This is a genomic window from Streptomyces sp. KPB2 (assembly GCF_003950055.1).
Lineage (GTDB): Bacteria > Actinomycetota > Actinomycetes > Streptomycetales > Streptomycetaceae > Streptomyces > Streptomyces salinarius.
In genome coordinates, this window is sequence record NZ_CP034353.1 from 6,663,856 (window position 1) to 6,679,226 (window position 15,371).

At 71.6% G+C, this 15,371-nt stretch carries 15 protein-coding genes; 14 read left to right on the forward strand and 1 reads right to left on the reverse strand.

The window, feature by feature from the left end; genetic code table 11:
• Positions 1–246: 246 nt before the first annotated feature.
• Complete coding sequence (locus D1J63_RS30155) at positions 247–2,445, reverse strand: elongation factor G-like protein EF-G2 (RefSeq protein WP_125633175.1); 2,199 nt, start codon at positions 2,443–2,445, stop codon at positions 247–249.
• 272 nt (positions 2,446–2,717) lie between these two features.
• On the opposite strand from D1J63_RS30155, the gene pgsA reads away from it, so the two are divergent.
• From pgsA to D1J63_RS30225, 14 genes are all read left to right on the forward strand, one after another.
• Entirely contained in the window at positions 2,718–3,386 is a 669-nt protein-coding gene (pgsA, locus tag D1J63_RS30160; RefSeq protein WP_102927941.1) for a phosphatidylinositol phosphate synthase, read from the forward strand.
• Positions 3,383–4,318, forward strand: a complete 936-nt coding sequence (locus D1J63_RS30165) for a phosphatidylinositol mannoside acyltransferase (RefSeq protein WP_125633177.1) — start codon at positions 3,383–3,385, stop codon at positions 4,316–4,318. The genes pgsA and D1J63_RS30165 overlap by 4 nt, the downstream gene beginning before the upstream one ends.
• Entirely contained in the window at positions 4,315–5,478 is a 1,164-nt protein-coding gene (locus D1J63_RS30170; RefSeq protein ID WP_125633179.1) for a glycosyltransferase family 4 protein, read from the forward strand. The genes D1J63_RS30165 and D1J63_RS30170 overlap by 4 nt, the downstream gene beginning before the upstream one ends.
• Positions 5,479–5,518: 40 nt before the next feature.
• Positions 5,519–6,061 (forward strand): hypothetical protein, encoded by a 543-nt coding sequence (locus D1J63_RS30175; RefSeq protein WP_125633181.1) that lies wholly within the window; start codon positions 5,519–5,521, stop codon positions 6,059–6,061.
• A gap of 120 nt (positions 6,062–6,181) precedes the next feature.
• Positions 6,182–7,093: a pyridoxal 5'-phosphate synthase lyase subunit PdxS gene (pdxS, locus tag D1J63_RS30180; protein WP_125633183.1), complete on the forward strand. Its 912-nt coding sequence runs from the start codon at positions 6,182–6,184 to the stop codon at positions 7,091–7,093.
• Positions 7,094–7,105: 12 nt separating this feature from the next.
• Complete coding sequence (pdxT, locus tag D1J63_RS30185) at positions 7,106–7,714, forward strand: pyridoxal 5'-phosphate synthase glutaminase subunit PdxT (protein ID WP_125633186.1); 609 nt, start codon at positions 7,106–7,108, stop codon at positions 7,712–7,714.
• A 47-nt stretch (positions 7,715–7,761) separates the two neighbouring features.
• The gene (locus D1J63_RS30190; protein ID WP_102927935.1) at positions 7,762–8,514 is read left to right on the forward strand and encodes a YebC/PmpR family DNA-binding transcriptional regulator; all 753 of its coding nucleotides are present in this window, start codon (positions 7,762–7,764) and stop codon (positions 8,512–8,514) included.
• 111 nt (positions 8,515–8,625) lie between these two features.
• On the forward strand, positions 8,626–9,192 hold the full coding sequence (gene ruvC, locus D1J63_RS30195; RefSeq protein WP_125633188.1) for a crossover junction endodeoxyribonuclease RuvC: 567 nt from the start codon (positions 8,626–8,628) through the stop codon (positions 9,190–9,192).
• A complete protein-coding gene (gene ruvA, locus D1J63_RS30200; protein WP_102927933.1) occupies positions 9,189–9,794 on the forward strand; it encodes a Holliday junction branch migration protein RuvA in 606 nt (201 codons plus the stop codon). The genes ruvC and ruvA overlap by 4 nt, the downstream gene beginning before the upstream one ends.
• Positions 9,795–9,841: 47 nt before the next feature.
• Positions 9,842–10,915 (forward strand): Holliday junction branch migration DNA helicase RuvB, encoded by a 1,074-nt coding sequence (ruvB, locus tag D1J63_RS30205; protein ID WP_125633190.1) that lies wholly within the window; start codon positions 9,842–9,844, stop codon positions 10,913–10,915.
• A gap of 175 nt (positions 10,916–11,090) precedes the next feature.
• A complete protein-coding gene (yajC, locus tag D1J63_RS30210) occupies positions 11,091–11,603 on the forward strand; it encodes a preprotein translocase subunit YajC (protein WP_125633192.1) in 513 nt (170 codons plus the stop codon).
• 135 nt (positions 11,604–11,738) lie between these two features.
• Positions 11,739–13,529, forward strand: coding sequence for a protein translocase subunit SecD (secD, locus tag D1J63_RS30215; RefSeq protein WP_164713042.1), 1,791 nt, complete (start codon positions 11,739–11,741; stop codon positions 13,527–13,529).
• Between the two features lie 3 nt (positions 13,530–13,532).
• Complete coding sequence (secF, locus tag D1J63_RS30220) at positions 13,533–14,654, forward strand: protein translocase subunit SecF (protein WP_125633194.1); 1,122 nt, start codon at positions 13,533–13,535, stop codon at positions 14,652–14,654.
• On the forward strand, positions 14,651–15,199 hold the full coding sequence (locus D1J63_RS30225) for an adenine phosphoribosyltransferase (RefSeq protein ID WP_125633196.1): 549 nt from the start codon (positions 14,651–14,653) through the stop codon (positions 15,197–15,199). Before secF ends, D1J63_RS30225 begins: the two co-directional genes overlap by 4 nt.
• The last annotated feature ends 172 nt before the right edge of the window (positions 15,200–15,371 follow it).

Sequence of the window (15,371 nt, forward strand, 5' to 3'; positions counted from 1 at the left end):
GCCACCACTGTCGCTCCTGCGGCCTTCCCGACTTCCCTGCCCCGCACACCTGTTGATCTGGTCATCAGCGTATCCGTCGGCAGCGCCGTGCGTCACGGGACGCCCAAAGGCGCCCTCACGCGCGCGGGTTGACCGCCGGTGCGCCGTCGCACGCCGGGGCGGGGACGCCGACGCCAGGGCGGCTACCGACGCGGGGGAGCCCGCCCTCCGGTGCGGTGGAACCCCGCACCGGAGGGCCTGGCTCCGCTAGGACGCCGCCCGCACCTCCTCGCGCAGCCGGTCCGCGACCTGGGCCGGCATCGGTTCGTGCCGGGCGTAGCGGCGGTCGAAGCGGGCGGTGCCGTGCGAGAGGGAGCGCAGGTCCACGGCGTAGCGGCCGATCTCGATCTCGGGCACCTCGGCCCTGATCAGGGTCCGGCCGCCGCTGGTCTGCTCGGTGCCGAGCACTTTGCCGCGCCGTCCGGACAGGTCGCTCATCACCGCGCCCACGTAGTCGTCGCCGACCAGCACGCTCACCTCGGCGACCGGCTCCAGCAGGTGGATCTTCGCGTCGGCCGCGGCTTCCCGGAGCGCCAGCGCGCCCGCCGTCTGGAACGCGGCGTCGGAGGAGTCCACCGAGTGCGCCTTGCCGTCCAGCAGTGTGACCCGCACGTCGATCAGCGGGTGGCCCGCGGCGACGCCCTTGGCGGCCTGCGCGCGTACGCCCTTCTCGACGGACGGGATGAACTGCCGGGGCACGGCGCCGCCGACGACCTTGTCCACGAACTCGATGCCCGAGCCGCCCGGCAGCGGCTCCACCTCGATCTCGCAGATGGCGTACTGCCCGTGCCCACCGGACTGCTTGACGTGCCGCCCGCGCCCGGCCGCCCGGCCGCCGAACGTCTCGCGCAGGGAGACCCGGTGGGGTACGACGTCGACCCGGACGCCGTAGCGGCTGCGCAGCCGTTCCAGGGCCACGTCGGCGTGGGCCTCGCCCAGGCACCACAGGACCACCTGGTGGGTGTCCTGGTTGTGCTCCAGGCGCATCGTCGGGTCCTCGGCGACCAGCCGGGCCAGCCCCTGGGAGAGCTTGTCCTCGTCGGGTTTGCTGTGGGCCTCGATGGCGAGCGGCAGCAGCGGGTCGGGCATCTCCCAGGGCGCCATGAGCAGCGGGTCCTCCTTGGCCGAGAGGGTGTCCCCGGTCTCCGCGCGGGTCAGCTTGGCCACGCAGGCGAGGTCGCCCGCGATCACGTGCGTGACCGGCCGCTGCTGCTTGCCGAACGGCGTGGACAGGGCGCCGATCCGCTCGTCGACGTCGTGGTCCTCGTGCCCGCGGTCGGTCATCCCGTGCCCGGACACGTGCACCGTCTGGTCGGCGCGCAGGGTGCCGGAGAAGACGCGGACCATCGAGATCCGGCCGACGTACGGGTCCGAGGAGGTCTTGACGACCTCCGCGACCAGCGACTCCTCCGGGTCGCACATCCGCAGTTCGCGCCCGGCGCCCTCGGGCGTGGTGACCCGGGGTGCCGTGCGCTCCAGTGGGGTCGGGAAGCCGCGCGTGATCAGTTCCAGCAGCTCGACCGTGCCCAGTCCCTGCCGGGCGCCGTCGGCGGCGGGTGCGGCGGCCAGCACGGGGAAGAACACCCCGCGTGCGACCGCGCGCTCCAGATCCTCGATGAGCGTCTTGACGTCGACCTGTTCGCCGCCGAGATAGCGCTCCATGAGGGTCTCGTCCTCGCTCTCCGAGATGATCCCCTCGATCAGCAGGGAACGGGCCTCGTCGAGCTGCGGCAGCTCCGCCTCACCCGGCTCCGACGTCACGCGCTCGCCCGACGCGTAGTCGAAGAGCTTGCGCGACAGCAGGCCCACCAGGCCCGTCACGGGCGCGTGCCCGTCGGGGGCGGGCGGGCCGTGCAGCGGCAGGTACAGCGGCAGTACGGCGTCGGGGTCGTCGCCGCCGAAGGCCTCCGCGCAGGTCCGCGTCATCTCCTCGAAGTCCGCGCGAGCGGCCTCCAGGTGCGTGATCACGATGGCGCGGGGCATGCCGACGGCGGCGCACTCCTCCCAGACCATGCGGGTCGCGCCGTCGACGCCGTCGGAGGCCGAGACGACGAAGAGGGCCGCGTCCGCCGCGCGCAGACCGGCCCTCAGTTCACCGACGAAGTCGGCGTACCCGGGGGTGTCCAAAAGGTTGATCTTGATGCCGTCCCATTCGACCGGTACCAGGGAGAGCTGTACGGAGCGCTGCTGGCGGTGCTCCATGTCGTCGTAGTCCGAGACGCAGCCGCCGTCCTCCACGCGGCCCGCCCGGTTCACCGCTCCCGTCGTCAGCGCGAGAGCTTCCACCAGAGTCGTCTTGCCCGAGCCGGAGTGGCCGACCAGCACCACGTTCCGTACGGACGCGGGGTGGTCGGCCGCCGTTGCCCTTCCGGCGGCTCCGGGGTGGGTGTGTGTCTTGTCGCCCATGTCCTTGCCTCCCGTGCACGGTGAGGTCACTGTGGGCGCGGACACGCGGGACCGCGTTCACTGGCGGCTCCGGCGACGCCCGCGGTCCTTCGAGCTTTCCACTCCCGTCACGCCCCGTCCATACGAAGAACCCGATCCCGCCGCCCGCCCGTCGCCCGGCAGTGGCTCCGGGTGCCCGGCCACCGCCCACGCGCGCGCGTGACTACGATGGGCCAGCCGGTGGCCAGCAAGGGCCGCGGCGCCACACCGACCGTCGGGAAGGCCAGAAGGCCATGCTGAACAAGTACGCGCGTGCCTTTTTCACGCGTGTCCTCACACCGTTCGCCGCGTTTCTCATCCGCCGGGGCGTCAGCCCGGACACGGTCACGCTGATCGGCACCGCCGGTGTGGTCGCGGGTGCGCTGGTCTTCTACCCCAGGGGCGAGTTCTTCTGGGGCACGGTGGTGATCACGCTCTTCGTCTTCTCCGACCTCGTAGACGGCAACATGGCCCGCCAGCTGGGCCGCTCCAGCCGCTGGGGCGCGTTCCTCGACTCCACCCTCGACCGGGTCGCGGACGGCGCGATCTTCGGCGGCCTCGCCCTCTGGTACGCGGGGTCGGGTGACGACAACGTGCTGTGCGCCGTGTCGATCTTCTGCCTGGCCAGCGGGCAGGTGGTGTCGTACACCAAGGCGCGCGGCGAGGCGATCGGCCTGCCGGTGGCCGTCAACGGACTGGTCGAGCGCGCCGAGCGCCTCGTCGTCTCGCTGGTCGCCGCCGGATTCGCGGGACTGCACAAGTTCGGTGTGCCCGGCATCCAGTACCTGCTGCCGATCGCCCTGTGGCTCGTCGCCGTCGGCAGCCTCGTCACGCTGGTCCAGCGCGTCGTCACGGTGCGCCGGGAGGCCGCCGAGGCGGACGCCGCCGCGCAGGAGAGCCAGGGCACCGAGGCGGCGAAGTGAGCGCTCGGGACCGGCTGACCGACGGTCTGTACGGCGCCGGCTGGAGCACCGTGAAGAAGCTCCCCGAGCCCGCCGCCGTGCGCCTCGGCCGTACCATCGCCGACCTCGCCTGGAAGCAGCGCGGCACGGGAGTGCGCCGCCTGGAGAGCAACTACGCGCGCGTGGTGCCCGGCGCGAGCCCCGAGCGGCTCGCCGCGCTCTCGCGCGCGGGCATGCGCTCCTACCTGCGCTACTGGATGGAGTCGTTCCGGCTCCCCGCGTGGAGCACCGAGCGGATCAAGGGCGGCTTCGCCCCCAAGGACCTGCACCACCTCACCGACGGCATGGCCGCGGGCAAGGGTGTGATACTCGCCCTGCCCCACCTGGCCAACTGGGACCTCGCGGGAGCCTGGGTCACCACGAAGCTCGGCATCCCCTTCACCACCGTCGCCGAGCGCCTCAAGCCGGAGACCCTCTACGACCGCTTCGTCGCCTACCGCGAGGGCCTCGGCATGGAGGTCCTGCCGCACAGCGGCGGCACCGCCTTCGGCACGCTGGCCCGGCGGCTGCGCGACGGCGGCCTGGTCTGCCTGGTCGCCGACCGCGACCTGTCCGCCTCCGGCGTGGAGGTCGCGTTCTTCGGCGAGACGGCCCGGATGCCGGCCGGCCCCGCCCTGCTCGCCCAGCAGACGGGCGCGCTGCTGCTGCCGGTGACCCTCTGGTACGACGACTCGCCCGTGATGCAGGGCCGGGTGCACCCGCCGGTCGAGGTGCCCGAGTCGGGCACCCGGGCCGAGAAGACGTCTGTCATGACACAGGCGCTGGCCGACGCCTTCGCCACGGGGATCGCCGACCACCCGGAGGACTGGCACATGCTGCAGCGCTTGTGGCTCAAGGATCTCGACCCGGCCAAGGCGCCGGGGGCGGCCGGCGGGCGGGGCGGCGCGTCGTGAGGATCGGCATCGTCTGCCCGTACTCCTGGGACGTGCCGGGCGGCGTCCAGTTCCACATCCGGGACCTCGCCGAGTACTTCATCCGCCTCGGCCACGAGGTGTCCGTCCTCGCCCCGGCCGACGACGACACCCCGCTGCCCCCGTACGTCGTCTCCGCGGGCCGCGCGGTGCCGGTGCCGTACAACGGCTCGGTGGCCCGGCTGAACTTCGGGTTCCTGTCGGCGGCGCGGGTCCGGCGCTGGCTGCACGAGGGCGCCTTCGACGTCATCCACATCCACGAGCCGACCTCGCCCTCGCTGGGCCTGCTGACCTGCTGGGCGGCGCAGGGCCCGATCGTGGCCACCTTCCACACCTCCAACCCGCGCTCCCGCGCGATGATCGCCGCGTACGCGATCCTCCAGGCCGCCCTGGAGAAGATCAGCGCCCGGATCGCGGTGAGCGAGTACGCCCGCCGCACGCTCGTCGAGCACCTGGGCGGCGACGCGGTCGTCATCCCCAACGGCGTCGACGTCGACTTCTTCGCCGACGCCGAGCCCAGGCCCGAGTGGCAGGGCGACACCATCGGCTTCATAGGGCGCATCGACGAGCCCCGCAAGGGCCTGCCCGTGCTCATGCGGGCCCTGCCCGGGATCCTCGCCGCCCGCCCGCAGACCCGGCTCCTGGTCGCGGGCCGCGGGGACGAGGAGGAGGCCGTCGAGAGCCTGCCGAAGGAACTGCGCTCCCGCGTGGAGTTCCTCGGCATGATCAGCGACGAGGACAAGGCCCGCTTCCTGCGCAGCGTCGACCTGTACGTGGCACCCAACACCGGCGGCGAGAGCTTCGGCATCATCCTCGTCGAGGCCATGTCGGCGGGCGCTCCCGTCCTCGCCTCCGACCTCGACGCCTTCGCCCAGGTCCTCGACCAGGGGGCGGCCGGCGAACTCTTCCCCAACGAGGACGCCGACGCCCTGGCCGAGGCGGCCGTACGCCTGCTGGGCGACCCGGAGCGGCGTGCCGCCCTGCGGGAGCGGGGCAGCGCCCACGTACGGCGCTTCGACTGGTCCACGGTCGGCGCGGACATCCTGTCCGTCTACGAGACGGTCACGGCGGGAGCGGCGGCGGTGGCGACGGACGACCGGGCGACGGGTCTGCGGGCCCGCTTCGGCCTGGCGAGGGACTGACCCGCAGGGGCCGTCCCGCCCACGGATAGGCTTGCGGCCCGTGACCGCAACCCTCATCTGGATCCTGGTCGTCCTCGTCGCCGTCGGCCTGTACCTGAGCTGGACGGCGGGCCGCCTGGACCGGCTGCACGCCCGGATCGACGCCGCCCGCGCCGCCCTGGACGCGCAACTGCTGCGCAGGGCGTCCGTGGCCCAGGAACTCGCCACCTCCGGCGTGCTCGACCCGGCCGCCTCCATGGTCCTCTACGAGGCCGCACACGCCGCCCGGCAGGCCGAGGAGGAGCTGCGGGAGGTCGCCGAGAGCGAGCTGAGCCAGGCCCTGCGCGCCGTGTTCGCCGACGCGCAGCAGGTGGACGCGCTGCGCGAGGCGCCCGGGGGAGAGGCGGCGGCCAACGAGCTGGCCGAGGCCGTACGGCGGGTGCCGATGGCCCGGCGTTTCCACAACGACGCGGTGGGGGCGGCGCGCCGACTGCGTGAGCACCGCAAGGTCCGCTGGTTCCGTCTCGCCGGGCACGCGCCCTTCCCGCTGGCCTTCGAGATGGACGACGAGTCGCCGACCGCCCTGGTGGAGCGCGCGGCCTGAGACCAGTGCCGCCGGGGAAACGAAAACGATCCACCGCCTTCCCATTGGCCCTTGCTGTGGCCTGCTCGCCTCGCGTTTCCTCGTTGCTGCAGAAACCCCCTTCCCCTCAGCGAGGTACCCGTGTCCAGCACGCTCCCCGAAAACCAGGCACCCGAGACCGGCACCGCCCGCGTGAAGCGCGGCATGGCCGAGCAGCTCAAGGGCGGCGTCATCATGGACGTCGTCACGCCGGAGCAGGCGAAGATCGCCGAGGACGCGGGCGCCGTGGCCGTCATGGCGCTGGAGCGCGTCCCGGCCGACATCCGCAAGGACGGCGGCGTGGCCCGGATGTCCGACCCGGACATGATCGAGGGCATCATCAACGCCGTCTCCATCCCGGTGATGGCCAAGTCCCGCATCGGCCACTTCGTGGAGGCCCAGGTCCTGCAGTCCCTCGGCGTCGACTACATCGACGAGTCCGAGGTCCTCACCCCGGCCGACGAGGTCAACCACAGCGACAAGTTCGCCTTCACCACCCCCTTCGTCTGCGGCGCCACCAACCTCGGTGAGGCCCTGCGCCGCATCGCCGAGGGTGCCGCGATGATCCGCTCCAAGGGCGAGGCCGGCACCGGCAACGTCGTCGAGGCCGTCCGCCACCTGCGCCAGATCAAGAACGAGATCGCCCGGCTGCGCGGCTGTGACAACAACGAGCTGTACGCCGCCGCCAAGGAGCTGCGCGCCCCGTACGAGCTGGTCAAGGAGGTCTCGGAGCTGGGCAGGCTGCCGGTCGTCCTCTTCTCCGCCGGCGGTGTCGCCACCCCCGCCGACGCCGCGCTCATGCGTCAGCTGGGCGCCGAGGGCGTCTTCGTCGGCTCCGGCATCTTCAAGTCCGGCGACCCGGCCAAGCGCGCCGCCGCCATCGTGAAGGCCACCACCTTCTACGACGACCCGAAGATCATCGCGGACGCGTCCCGCAACCTCGGCGAGGCCATGGTCGGCATCAACTGCGACACGCTCCCCGAGACCGAGCGCTACGCCAACCGCGGCTGGTAAGGCGTCCGATCCATGAGTGACACCCCCGTCATCGGCGTCCTGGCCCTCCAGGGCGACGTACGGGAGCACCTCGTCGCCCTGGCCGTGGCCGACGCCGTGGCCAGGCCGGTGAGGCGCCCCGAAGAACTCGCCGAGGTGGACGGCCTGGTCCTCCCCGGCGGCGAGTCCACCACCATCTCCAAGCTCGCCGTCCTCTTCGGCGTGATGGAGCCCCTCCGCGCGCGCGTGCGCGACGGCATGCCCGTCTACGGCACCTGCGCCGGCATGATCATGCTGGCCGACAAGATCCTCGACCCGCGCTCCGGGCAGGAGACGGTCGGCGGCATCGACATGATCGTGCGCCGCAACGCCTTCGGGCGGCAGAACGAGTCCTTCGAGGCCGCCGTCGACGTCAAGGGCGTCGAGGGCGATCCCGTGGAGGGCGTCTTCATCCGCGCCCCCTGGGTCGAGTCCGTGGGCGCGGCCGCCGAGGTGCTCGCCGAGCACGACGGCCACATCGTCGCCGTCCGCCAGGGCAACGCGCTGGCCACGTCGTTCCACCCGGAACTGACCGGCGACCACCGGGTGCACCGGCTCTTCGCCGACATGGTGCGCGCGAACCGGGCGGCGGAGTCCTTGTAGGATTCCTCCGTTCGTACAAAGACGGGTTACGCGAAGGAGACAGGCAGATGTCCGGCCACTCTAAATGGGCCACGACGAAGCACAAGAAGGCCGTCATCGATGCCAAGCGCGGCAAGCTCTTCGCGAAGCTGATCAAGAACATCGAGGTCGCGGCCCGCATGGGGGGCGCCGACATCGACGGCAACCCGACGCTGTACGACGCCATCCAGAAGGCGAAGAAGCAGTCGGTCCCTAACAAGAACATCGACTCTGCGGTCAAGCGCGGCGCCGGCCTCGAGGCCGGCGGCGCCGACTACGAGACGATCATGTACGAGGGCTACGGCCCCAACGGCGTCGCGGTGCTCATCGAGTGCCTCACCGACAACCGCAACCGCGCCGCCTCCGACGTCCGCGTCGCCATGACCCGCAACGGCGGCTCCATGGCCGACCCGGGCTCGGTGTCGTACCTGTTCAACCGCAAGGGCGTCGTGATCGTGCCCAAGGGCGAGCTGGGCGAGGACGACGTCCTCGGCGCCGTCCTGGACGCGGGCGCGGAGGAGGTCAACGACCTCGGCGAGTCCTTCGAGGTGCTCAGCGAGGCCACCGACCTGGTCGCGGTCCGCACCGCCCTCCAGGAGGCCGGCATCGACTACGAGTCCGCCGACGCCAACTTCGTCCCGACCATGCAGGTCGAGCTGGACGAGGAGGGCGCGCGGAAGATCTTCCGGCTCATCGACGCCCTGGAGGACAGCGACGACGTGCAGAACGTCTTCGCCAACTTCGACGTGAGCGACGAGGTCATGGAGAAGGTGGACGCGTAACGCGTCCCCTGCTCAGCGGGCCGACGGGGACACAACCCGTCGGCCCGTCGCTTTGTCGGTGGCACCCGATAGCCTGCACAAACAGGTGATCGACGAGAGGGGTGGGCGAGGGTGCGGGTACTGGGGGTGGACCCGGGGCTGACCCGTTGCGGGGTCGGCGTCGTGGAGGGCGTCGCGGGCCGGCCGCTCACCATGGTCGGCGTCGGCGTCGTCCGCACGCCCGCGGACGCCGACCTCGGTCACCGCCTCGTCGCCGTCGAGCAGGGCATCGAGCGGTGGCTGGACGAGCACCGGCCGGAGTTCGTCGCCGTCGAGCGCGTCTTCAGCCAGCACAACGTCCGCACCGTCATGGGCACCGCCCAGGCCAGCGCCGTCGCCATCCTGTGCGCCTCCCGCCGCGGCATCCCCGTCGCCCTGCACACCCCCAGCGAGGTCAAGGCCGCCGTCACCGGCAGCGGGCGCGCCGACAAGGCGCAGGTCGGCGCCATGGTCACCCGCCTGCTGCGGCTCGCCGCCCCGCCCAAGCCGGCCGACGCCGCCGACGCCCTCGCGCTCGCCATCTGCCACATCTGGCGCGCCCCCGCACAGAACCGGCTCCAGCAGGCCGTGGCCCTGCACACCGCACAGGGCGCGCGCCGCCCGCAGACCCCCCACCCGTCGAAAGGCCGCCCCGCATGATCGCCTTCGTCAGCGGCACCGTCGCCGCCCTCGCCCCCGACGCCGCGGTGGTCGAGGTCGGCGGCGTCGGCATGGCCGTCCAGTGCACGCCGAACACGCTGTCCACCCTGCGGCTCGGCAAGCCCGCCAAGCTCGCCACCTCGCTCGTCGTGCGCGAGGACTCGCTCACGCTCTACGGCTTCGCCGACGACGACGAGCGCCAGGTCTTCGAGCTGCTCCAGACCGCCAGCGGCGTCGGCCCCCGCCTCGCCCAGGCCATGCTCGCCGTGCACCAGCCCGACGCGCTGCGCAGAGCCGTCTCCACCGGGGACGAGAAGGCGCTCACCGCCGTCCCCGGCATCGGCAAGAAGGGCGCCCAGAAGTTGCTCCTGGAGCTGAAGGACCGGCTCGGCGAACCGATCGGCGCCCCCGCCGTCGGCGCCCCGGTCAGCACCGGCTGGCGCGACCAGCTGCACGCCGCCCTGATCGGCCTCGGGTACGCCACCCGCGAGGCCGACGAGGCCGTCACCGCCGTGACCCCGCAGGCGGAGGCCGCCGAGGGCACCCCGCAGGTGGGCGCGCTGCTCAAGGCCGCCCTGCAGACGCTGAACCGCGCCCGCTGACCACGCCCGCCACCACCGACCCGGTGCGCCACGGCAAGGAGAACGAAGTGAACTGGGACGACACGACCGACGCGGAGGCCGCCGCCGAGCGGTTGGTGGGCGCTGTCGCCGACGGCGAGGACCAGGCCGTGGAGGCCGCCCTGCGCCCCAAGGACCTGGGCGAGTTCATCGGCCAGGAGAAGGTCCGCGAACAGCTCGACCTGGTGCTGCGCGCCGCACGCGCGCGGGGCGCCACCGCCGACCACGTACTGCTCTCCGGCGCCCCCGGCCTCGGCAAGACCACCCTTTCGATGATCATCGCGGCCGAGATGGAAGCCCCCATCCGCATCACCTCGGGCCCCGCCATCCAGCACGCCGGCGATCTCGCGGCGATCCTCTCCTCCCTCCAGGAGGGCGAGGTCCTCTTCCTCGACGAGATCCACCGCATGTCGCGGCCCGCCGAGGAGATGCTCTACATGGCGATGGAGGACTTCCGCGTCGACGTCGTGGTCGGCAAGGGCCCCGGCGCCACCGCCATCCCGCTGGAGCTGCCACCGTTCACCCTGGTCGGCGCCACCACGCGCGCGGGCCTGCTGCCGCCCCCGCTGCGCGACCGCTTCGGCTTCACCGCCCACATGGAGTTCTACGGACCGGCGGAACTGGAGCGCGTGATCCACCGCTCGGCCGGCCTGCTCGACGTGGAGATCGACGCCACCGGTGCCGCCGAGATCGCCGGCCGCTCGCGCGGCACCCCCCGCATCGCCAACCGCCTGCTGCGCCGGGTCCGCGACTACGCCCAGGTCAAGGCCGACGGCCTGATCACCCAGGAGATCGCCGCGGCCGCCCTCGCCGTCTACGAGGTCGACGCCCGGGGCCTGGACCGCCTCGACCGGGGCGTGCTGGAGGCCCTGCTCAAGCTGTTCGGTGGCGGACCGGTCGGCCTGTCCACGCTCGCCGTAGCCGTGGGGGAGGAGCGTGAGACAGTGGAAGAGGTCGCCGAACCCTTCCTCGTACGGGAGGGCCTGCTCGCCCGCACCCCACGCGGGCGCGTGGCCACTCCGGCCGCATGGGCGCATCTCGGCCTCACCCCGCTGCGTTCACAGAGTTCAGGAAACGGACAACAGGACTTGTTCGGGGCGTGACGACCCGCTCACGCAAGGCACATTCGCCGGAGCAGGAACCCCGGTGCCATGCTGGGCGTTGTTCCATGCGCGCGGACTCGCCTAGACTCCGCCGATGCCGCCCTTGTCGGCGGCGTACACACCCCCAACCATCAGGCCGCTCACCATCGCGGTCGTGTGAAGGAAGTACCGACCCGTGAGTCTCGTGACCCTCCTCCCGTTCATCGTGCTCATCGGGGCCATGTTCCTGATGACCCGGTCGGCGAAGAAGAAGCAGCAGCAGGCCGCCAACATGCGGAACGAGATGCAGCCCGGATCCGGTGTCCGCACCATCGGGGGCATGTACGCCACGGTCAAGGAGGTCAACGACGACACGGTCCTCCTCGACGCCGGCCCCGGAGTCGAGCTGCTCTTCGCGAAGAACAGCATCGGCGCCGTCCTCACCGACGACGAGTACAACCGCATCGTTCACGGCATCGAGCACGACCTGAAGTCCGACGCGGACGTCGTCCCCGACGACGCCTCCTCCCTCACCGAGACCGACGCCCCCGCCGACGCCGCCTCCGACGAGAAGTCCGTCGACCTCGGCAAGAAGGCCGAAGAGCCCGCCGACGAGACGGTCGACGAGCCGACGGCCGACGCCGCGCCCGCCGAGGCGAAGACGGACGAGAAGGCGAAGAAGTCCGACGGCGGTTCCGAGGCGAAGTAAGCCGTGCCCCGGGGTGCGCGGGACGGGTTCCCGCGCACCCCGCGCGACGCGCGGCTCGCACGGATCCGGACACCATGTGATGGCCGCCGGTGACGCCTTCTGGGCGCCAAGCGGCCCGAGAGGGAGTACACAAAGGTGGTAGCACCTAAAAAGGGAAAGAATGCGAGCGCTCAGAGTAAGCCCGGGCGCTCGCTGGCCCTGATCCTGATCGCCATCGTGGCGCTCACCGGGGGCATGTTCGCCTCCGGACACACGACTCCGCGTCTCGGCATCGACCTGGCAGGCGGCACGAGCATCACGCTCCGGGCCGTCCCGGAGGCCGGCCAGGAGTCCGCGATCAACAAGACCAACATGGACACCGCGGTCGAGATCATGAACCGCCGTGTCAACGGTCTGGGCGTTTCCGAAGCCGAGGTCCAGACCCAGGGCGACCGGAACATCATCGTCAACATCCCCAAGGGGACGAACTCGAAGGAAGCCCGGGAGCAGGTCGGCACCACCGCCAAGCTGTACTTCCGTCCGGTCCTCGCCACCGAACTCTCCGGCGCCAACGCGACCGGCAGCCCCTCGCCGAGCGAGACCGGCGGCGCCTCGGACAAGGCGACCGAGAAGGCCACCGACGGCGACAAGGCCACCGACGGCGACAAGCCGAGCAGCGGCACGCCGTCCGACCCCGCGTCGGCCAGCGCCACCACCCAGGGCCGCGCCGCCAGCGACGCCCTGAAGGCCGACCCCAGCCCCTCCGCGAAGAGCTCCGACGGCGCCTCCCCGTCCCCGAGCGCCAGCGCCTCCGGCGACGACGCGACCGCCAAGCTGCAGCAGCAGTACGCGGCCCTGGACTGCACCGACGCCAACGCCCGCGCCAAGGCCGGCAAGGGCGCCAAGCCGGGCGACCCGACGGTGGCCTGCGGCCAGAACGCGCAGGGCCAGTGGCAGAAGTACATCCTCGGCCCCGCCGCGGTCGACGGCACGGAGGTCGACAAGGCCGACGCCGTCTACAACACGCAGACCGCCGCCGGCTGGACCGTGACGATGAAGTTCACGGACAAGGGCAGCAAGAAGTTCGCGGACATCACCGGCCAGCTGGCCCAGAAGCAGTCCCCGCAGAACCAGTTCGCCATCGTCCTGGACAACGAGGTCGTCTCCGACCCGTACGTCAGCCAGGAGCTCACCGGCGGCAACGCGGAGATCTCCGGCAGCTTCGACCAGGAAGAGGCCCAGAGCCTCGCCAACATGCTGTCCTACGGCGCGCTGCCGCTGACCTTCAAGGAGGACAGCGTCACCACCGTCACCGCCGCGCTCGGCGGTGAGCAGCTTCACGCCGGTCTGATCGCGGGCGCGATCGGCCTCGCCCTGGTCGTCCTCTACCTGCTGTTCTACTACCGCGGCCTGTCGTTCATCGCCGTCTGCTCGCTGCTGGTCTCGGCCGGCCTCACGTACGTGATCATGGCGCTGCTCGGCCCGACCATCGGCTTCGCGCTGAACCTGCCGGCCGTGTGCGGTGCCATCGTCGCGATCGGCATCACGGCGGACTCGTTCATCGTGTACTTCGAACGCGTCCGGGACGAGATCCGCGAGGGCCGCACGCTGCGTCCCGCGGTCGAGCGGGCCTGGCCGCGCGCCCGGCGCACCATCCTGGTCTCCGACTTCGTGTCCTTCCTCGCCGCCGCGGTGCTCTTCATCGTCACCGTCGGCAAGGTGCAGGGCTTCGCGTTCACGCTCGGTCTGACGACCCTGCTCGACGTGGTGGTGGTGTTCCTCTTCACCAAGCCGCTGCTGACGCTGATGGCCCGGCGCAAGTTCTTCGCCAGCGGTCACAAGTGGTCCGGGCTCGACCCCAAGGCCCTGGGTGCCAAGCCCCCGCTGCGTCGCACCCGCCGTCCGTCCCGTCCTGCCGCCGGCCCTGTCGACCCGAAGGAGGCGTGAGAGATGTCGAAGCTCGGACAACTCGGCGCCCGACTGCACCACGGCGAGGTCGGCTACGACTTCGTCAAGAACCGCAAGATCTGGTACGGCATCTCGATCCTCATCACCATCACGGCCATCGTCGGCCTGGCGGTGCGCGGCCTGCACATGGGCATCGAGTTCCAGGGCGGCGCGGTCTTCACCACCCCGAAGAACATGAGCGCCTCGGTCGCCCAGACCGAGACCTGGGCGGAGGACGCCTCCGGCCACGACGCGATCGTCCAGAAGCTCGGCGACGGCAGCCTCCGCATCCAGATCGCGGGCACCGACACCCAGCAGTCGGACCGGATCAAGGAAGACCTCTCCGGGAAGCTGGACGTCCCGGCGGACAAGATCAACGCCGACCTGGTCGGTCCCAGCTGGGGCGACCAGATCGCGAACAAGGCCTGGCAGGGCCTCGGGATCTTCATGGTCCTCGTGGTGATCTACCTGGCGATCGCGTTCGAGTGGCGGATGGCACTGGCCGCCTTCGTCGCCCTGATCCACGACATCACCATCACGGTCGGCATCTACGCCCTCGTCGGCTTCGAGGTCACACCGGGCACGGTGATCGGTCTGCTGACGATCCTCGGCTACTCGCTCTACGACACGGTCGTCGTCTTCGACAGCCTCAAGGAGCAGACGAAGGACATCACGAAGCAGACCCGCTGGACCTACGCGGAGATCGCCAACCGCTCGATCAACAGCACCCTGGTCCGCTCCATCAACACCACGGTGGTCGCGTTGCTGCCGGTGGCGGGCCTGCTGTTCATCGGCGGCGGCGTCCTCGGCGCCGGCATGCTCAACGACATCTCGCTGTCGCTGTTCGTCGGCCTCGCCGCGGGTGCCTACTCCTCGATCTTCATCGCCACGCCGCTCGTCGCCGACCTCAAGGAGGCCGAGCCGCAGATGAAGGCCCTCAAGAAGCGGGTCCTCGCCAAGCGTGCCCAAGGGGCGGCCAAGGGCGAGCAGGCACCGGCCGACGCGGACGGGGCAGCGTACGCGGACGACGAGAGCGACGAAGCGGCACCCGCGGTCGTCGGCCCCCGCAACCAGCCCACCTCCCGCGGCAGGGGACGCGGCCGGCCCTCGGGGAAACGCCGATGACCGGGACGACCGACCTCACGGAGCTGTTGCTCAGCCGCATCCGGGACGTGGCCGACCACCCGGAGCCGGGTGTGGTGTTCAAGGACATCACCCCGCTCCTGGCGGACCCGGCGGCCTTCACCGCCCTGACCGACGCCCTCGCCGGGGTCGCCGGGGAGACCGGCGCCACCAAGGTCGTCGGCCTGGAGGCGCGCGGCTTCATCCTGGGCGCCCCGGTGGCCCTGCGGGCGGGTCTTGGCTTCATCCCCGTACGCAAGGCGGGCAAGCTCCCCGGAGCCACGCTCAGCCAGGCCTACGACCTGGAGTACGGCTCCGCCGAGATCGAGGTGCACGCCGAGGACCTGAGCGCGGGCGACCGCGTGCTGGTCGTCGACGACGTCCTCGCCACCGGCGGCACGGCCGAGGCATCGCTGGAGCTGATCCGCCGGGCCGGTGCCGAGGTCGCGGGCCTCGCCGTCCTGATGGAGCTGGGCTTCCTCGGCGGCCGGGCCCGACTGGAGCCGGCCCTGGCCGGGGCACCGCTGAAGGCGCTGCTCACGGTCTGAACGAACCACGCGCACCGCACGCCCGAGGCGGGCCCGGAGGAATCCGGCGCCCGCCTCGGGCGTTGCAGTGATGGACGGCCTTCACAGGACGTCACAGGCTCTCGGATTGGCCAGAAGGCGATCCCGGAGGGCAGGATCGCTACCATGGGGTGTCCGGAGCCTGACCGGGGGA

What these genes read in the sequence shown, in the direction of transcription:
- D1J63_RS30155 (WP_125633175.1), bottom strand. Translation starts at nt 2,445, where the DNA reads ATGGGCGACAAGACACACACCCACCCCGGAGCCGCCGGAAGGGCAACG.
- pgsA (WP_102927941.1), top strand. Translation starts at nt 2,718, where the DNA reads ATGCTGAACAAGTACGCGCGTGCCTTTTTCACGCGTGTCCTCACACCG.
- pdxT (WP_125633186.1), top strand. Translation starts at nt 7,106, where the DNA reads ATGAGTGACACCCCCGTCATCGGCGTCCTGGCCCTCCAGGGCGACGTA.
- D1J63_RS30190 (WP_102927935.1), top strand. Translation starts at nt 7,762, where the DNA reads ATGTCCGGCCACTCTAAATGGGCCACGACGAAGCACAAGAAGGCCGTC.
- ruvA (WP_102927933.1), top strand. Translation starts at nt 9,189, where the DNA reads ATGATCGCCTTCGTCAGCGGCACCGTCGCCGCCCTCGCCCCCGACGCC.
- secF (WP_125633194.1), top strand. Translation starts at nt 13,533, where the DNA reads ATGTCGAAGCTCGGACAACTCGGCGCCCGACTGCACCACGGCGAGGTC.
- D1J63_RS30225 (WP_125633196.1), top strand. Translation starts at nt 14,651, where the DNA reads ATGACCGGGACGACCGACCTCACGGAGCTGTTGCTCAGCCGCATCCGG.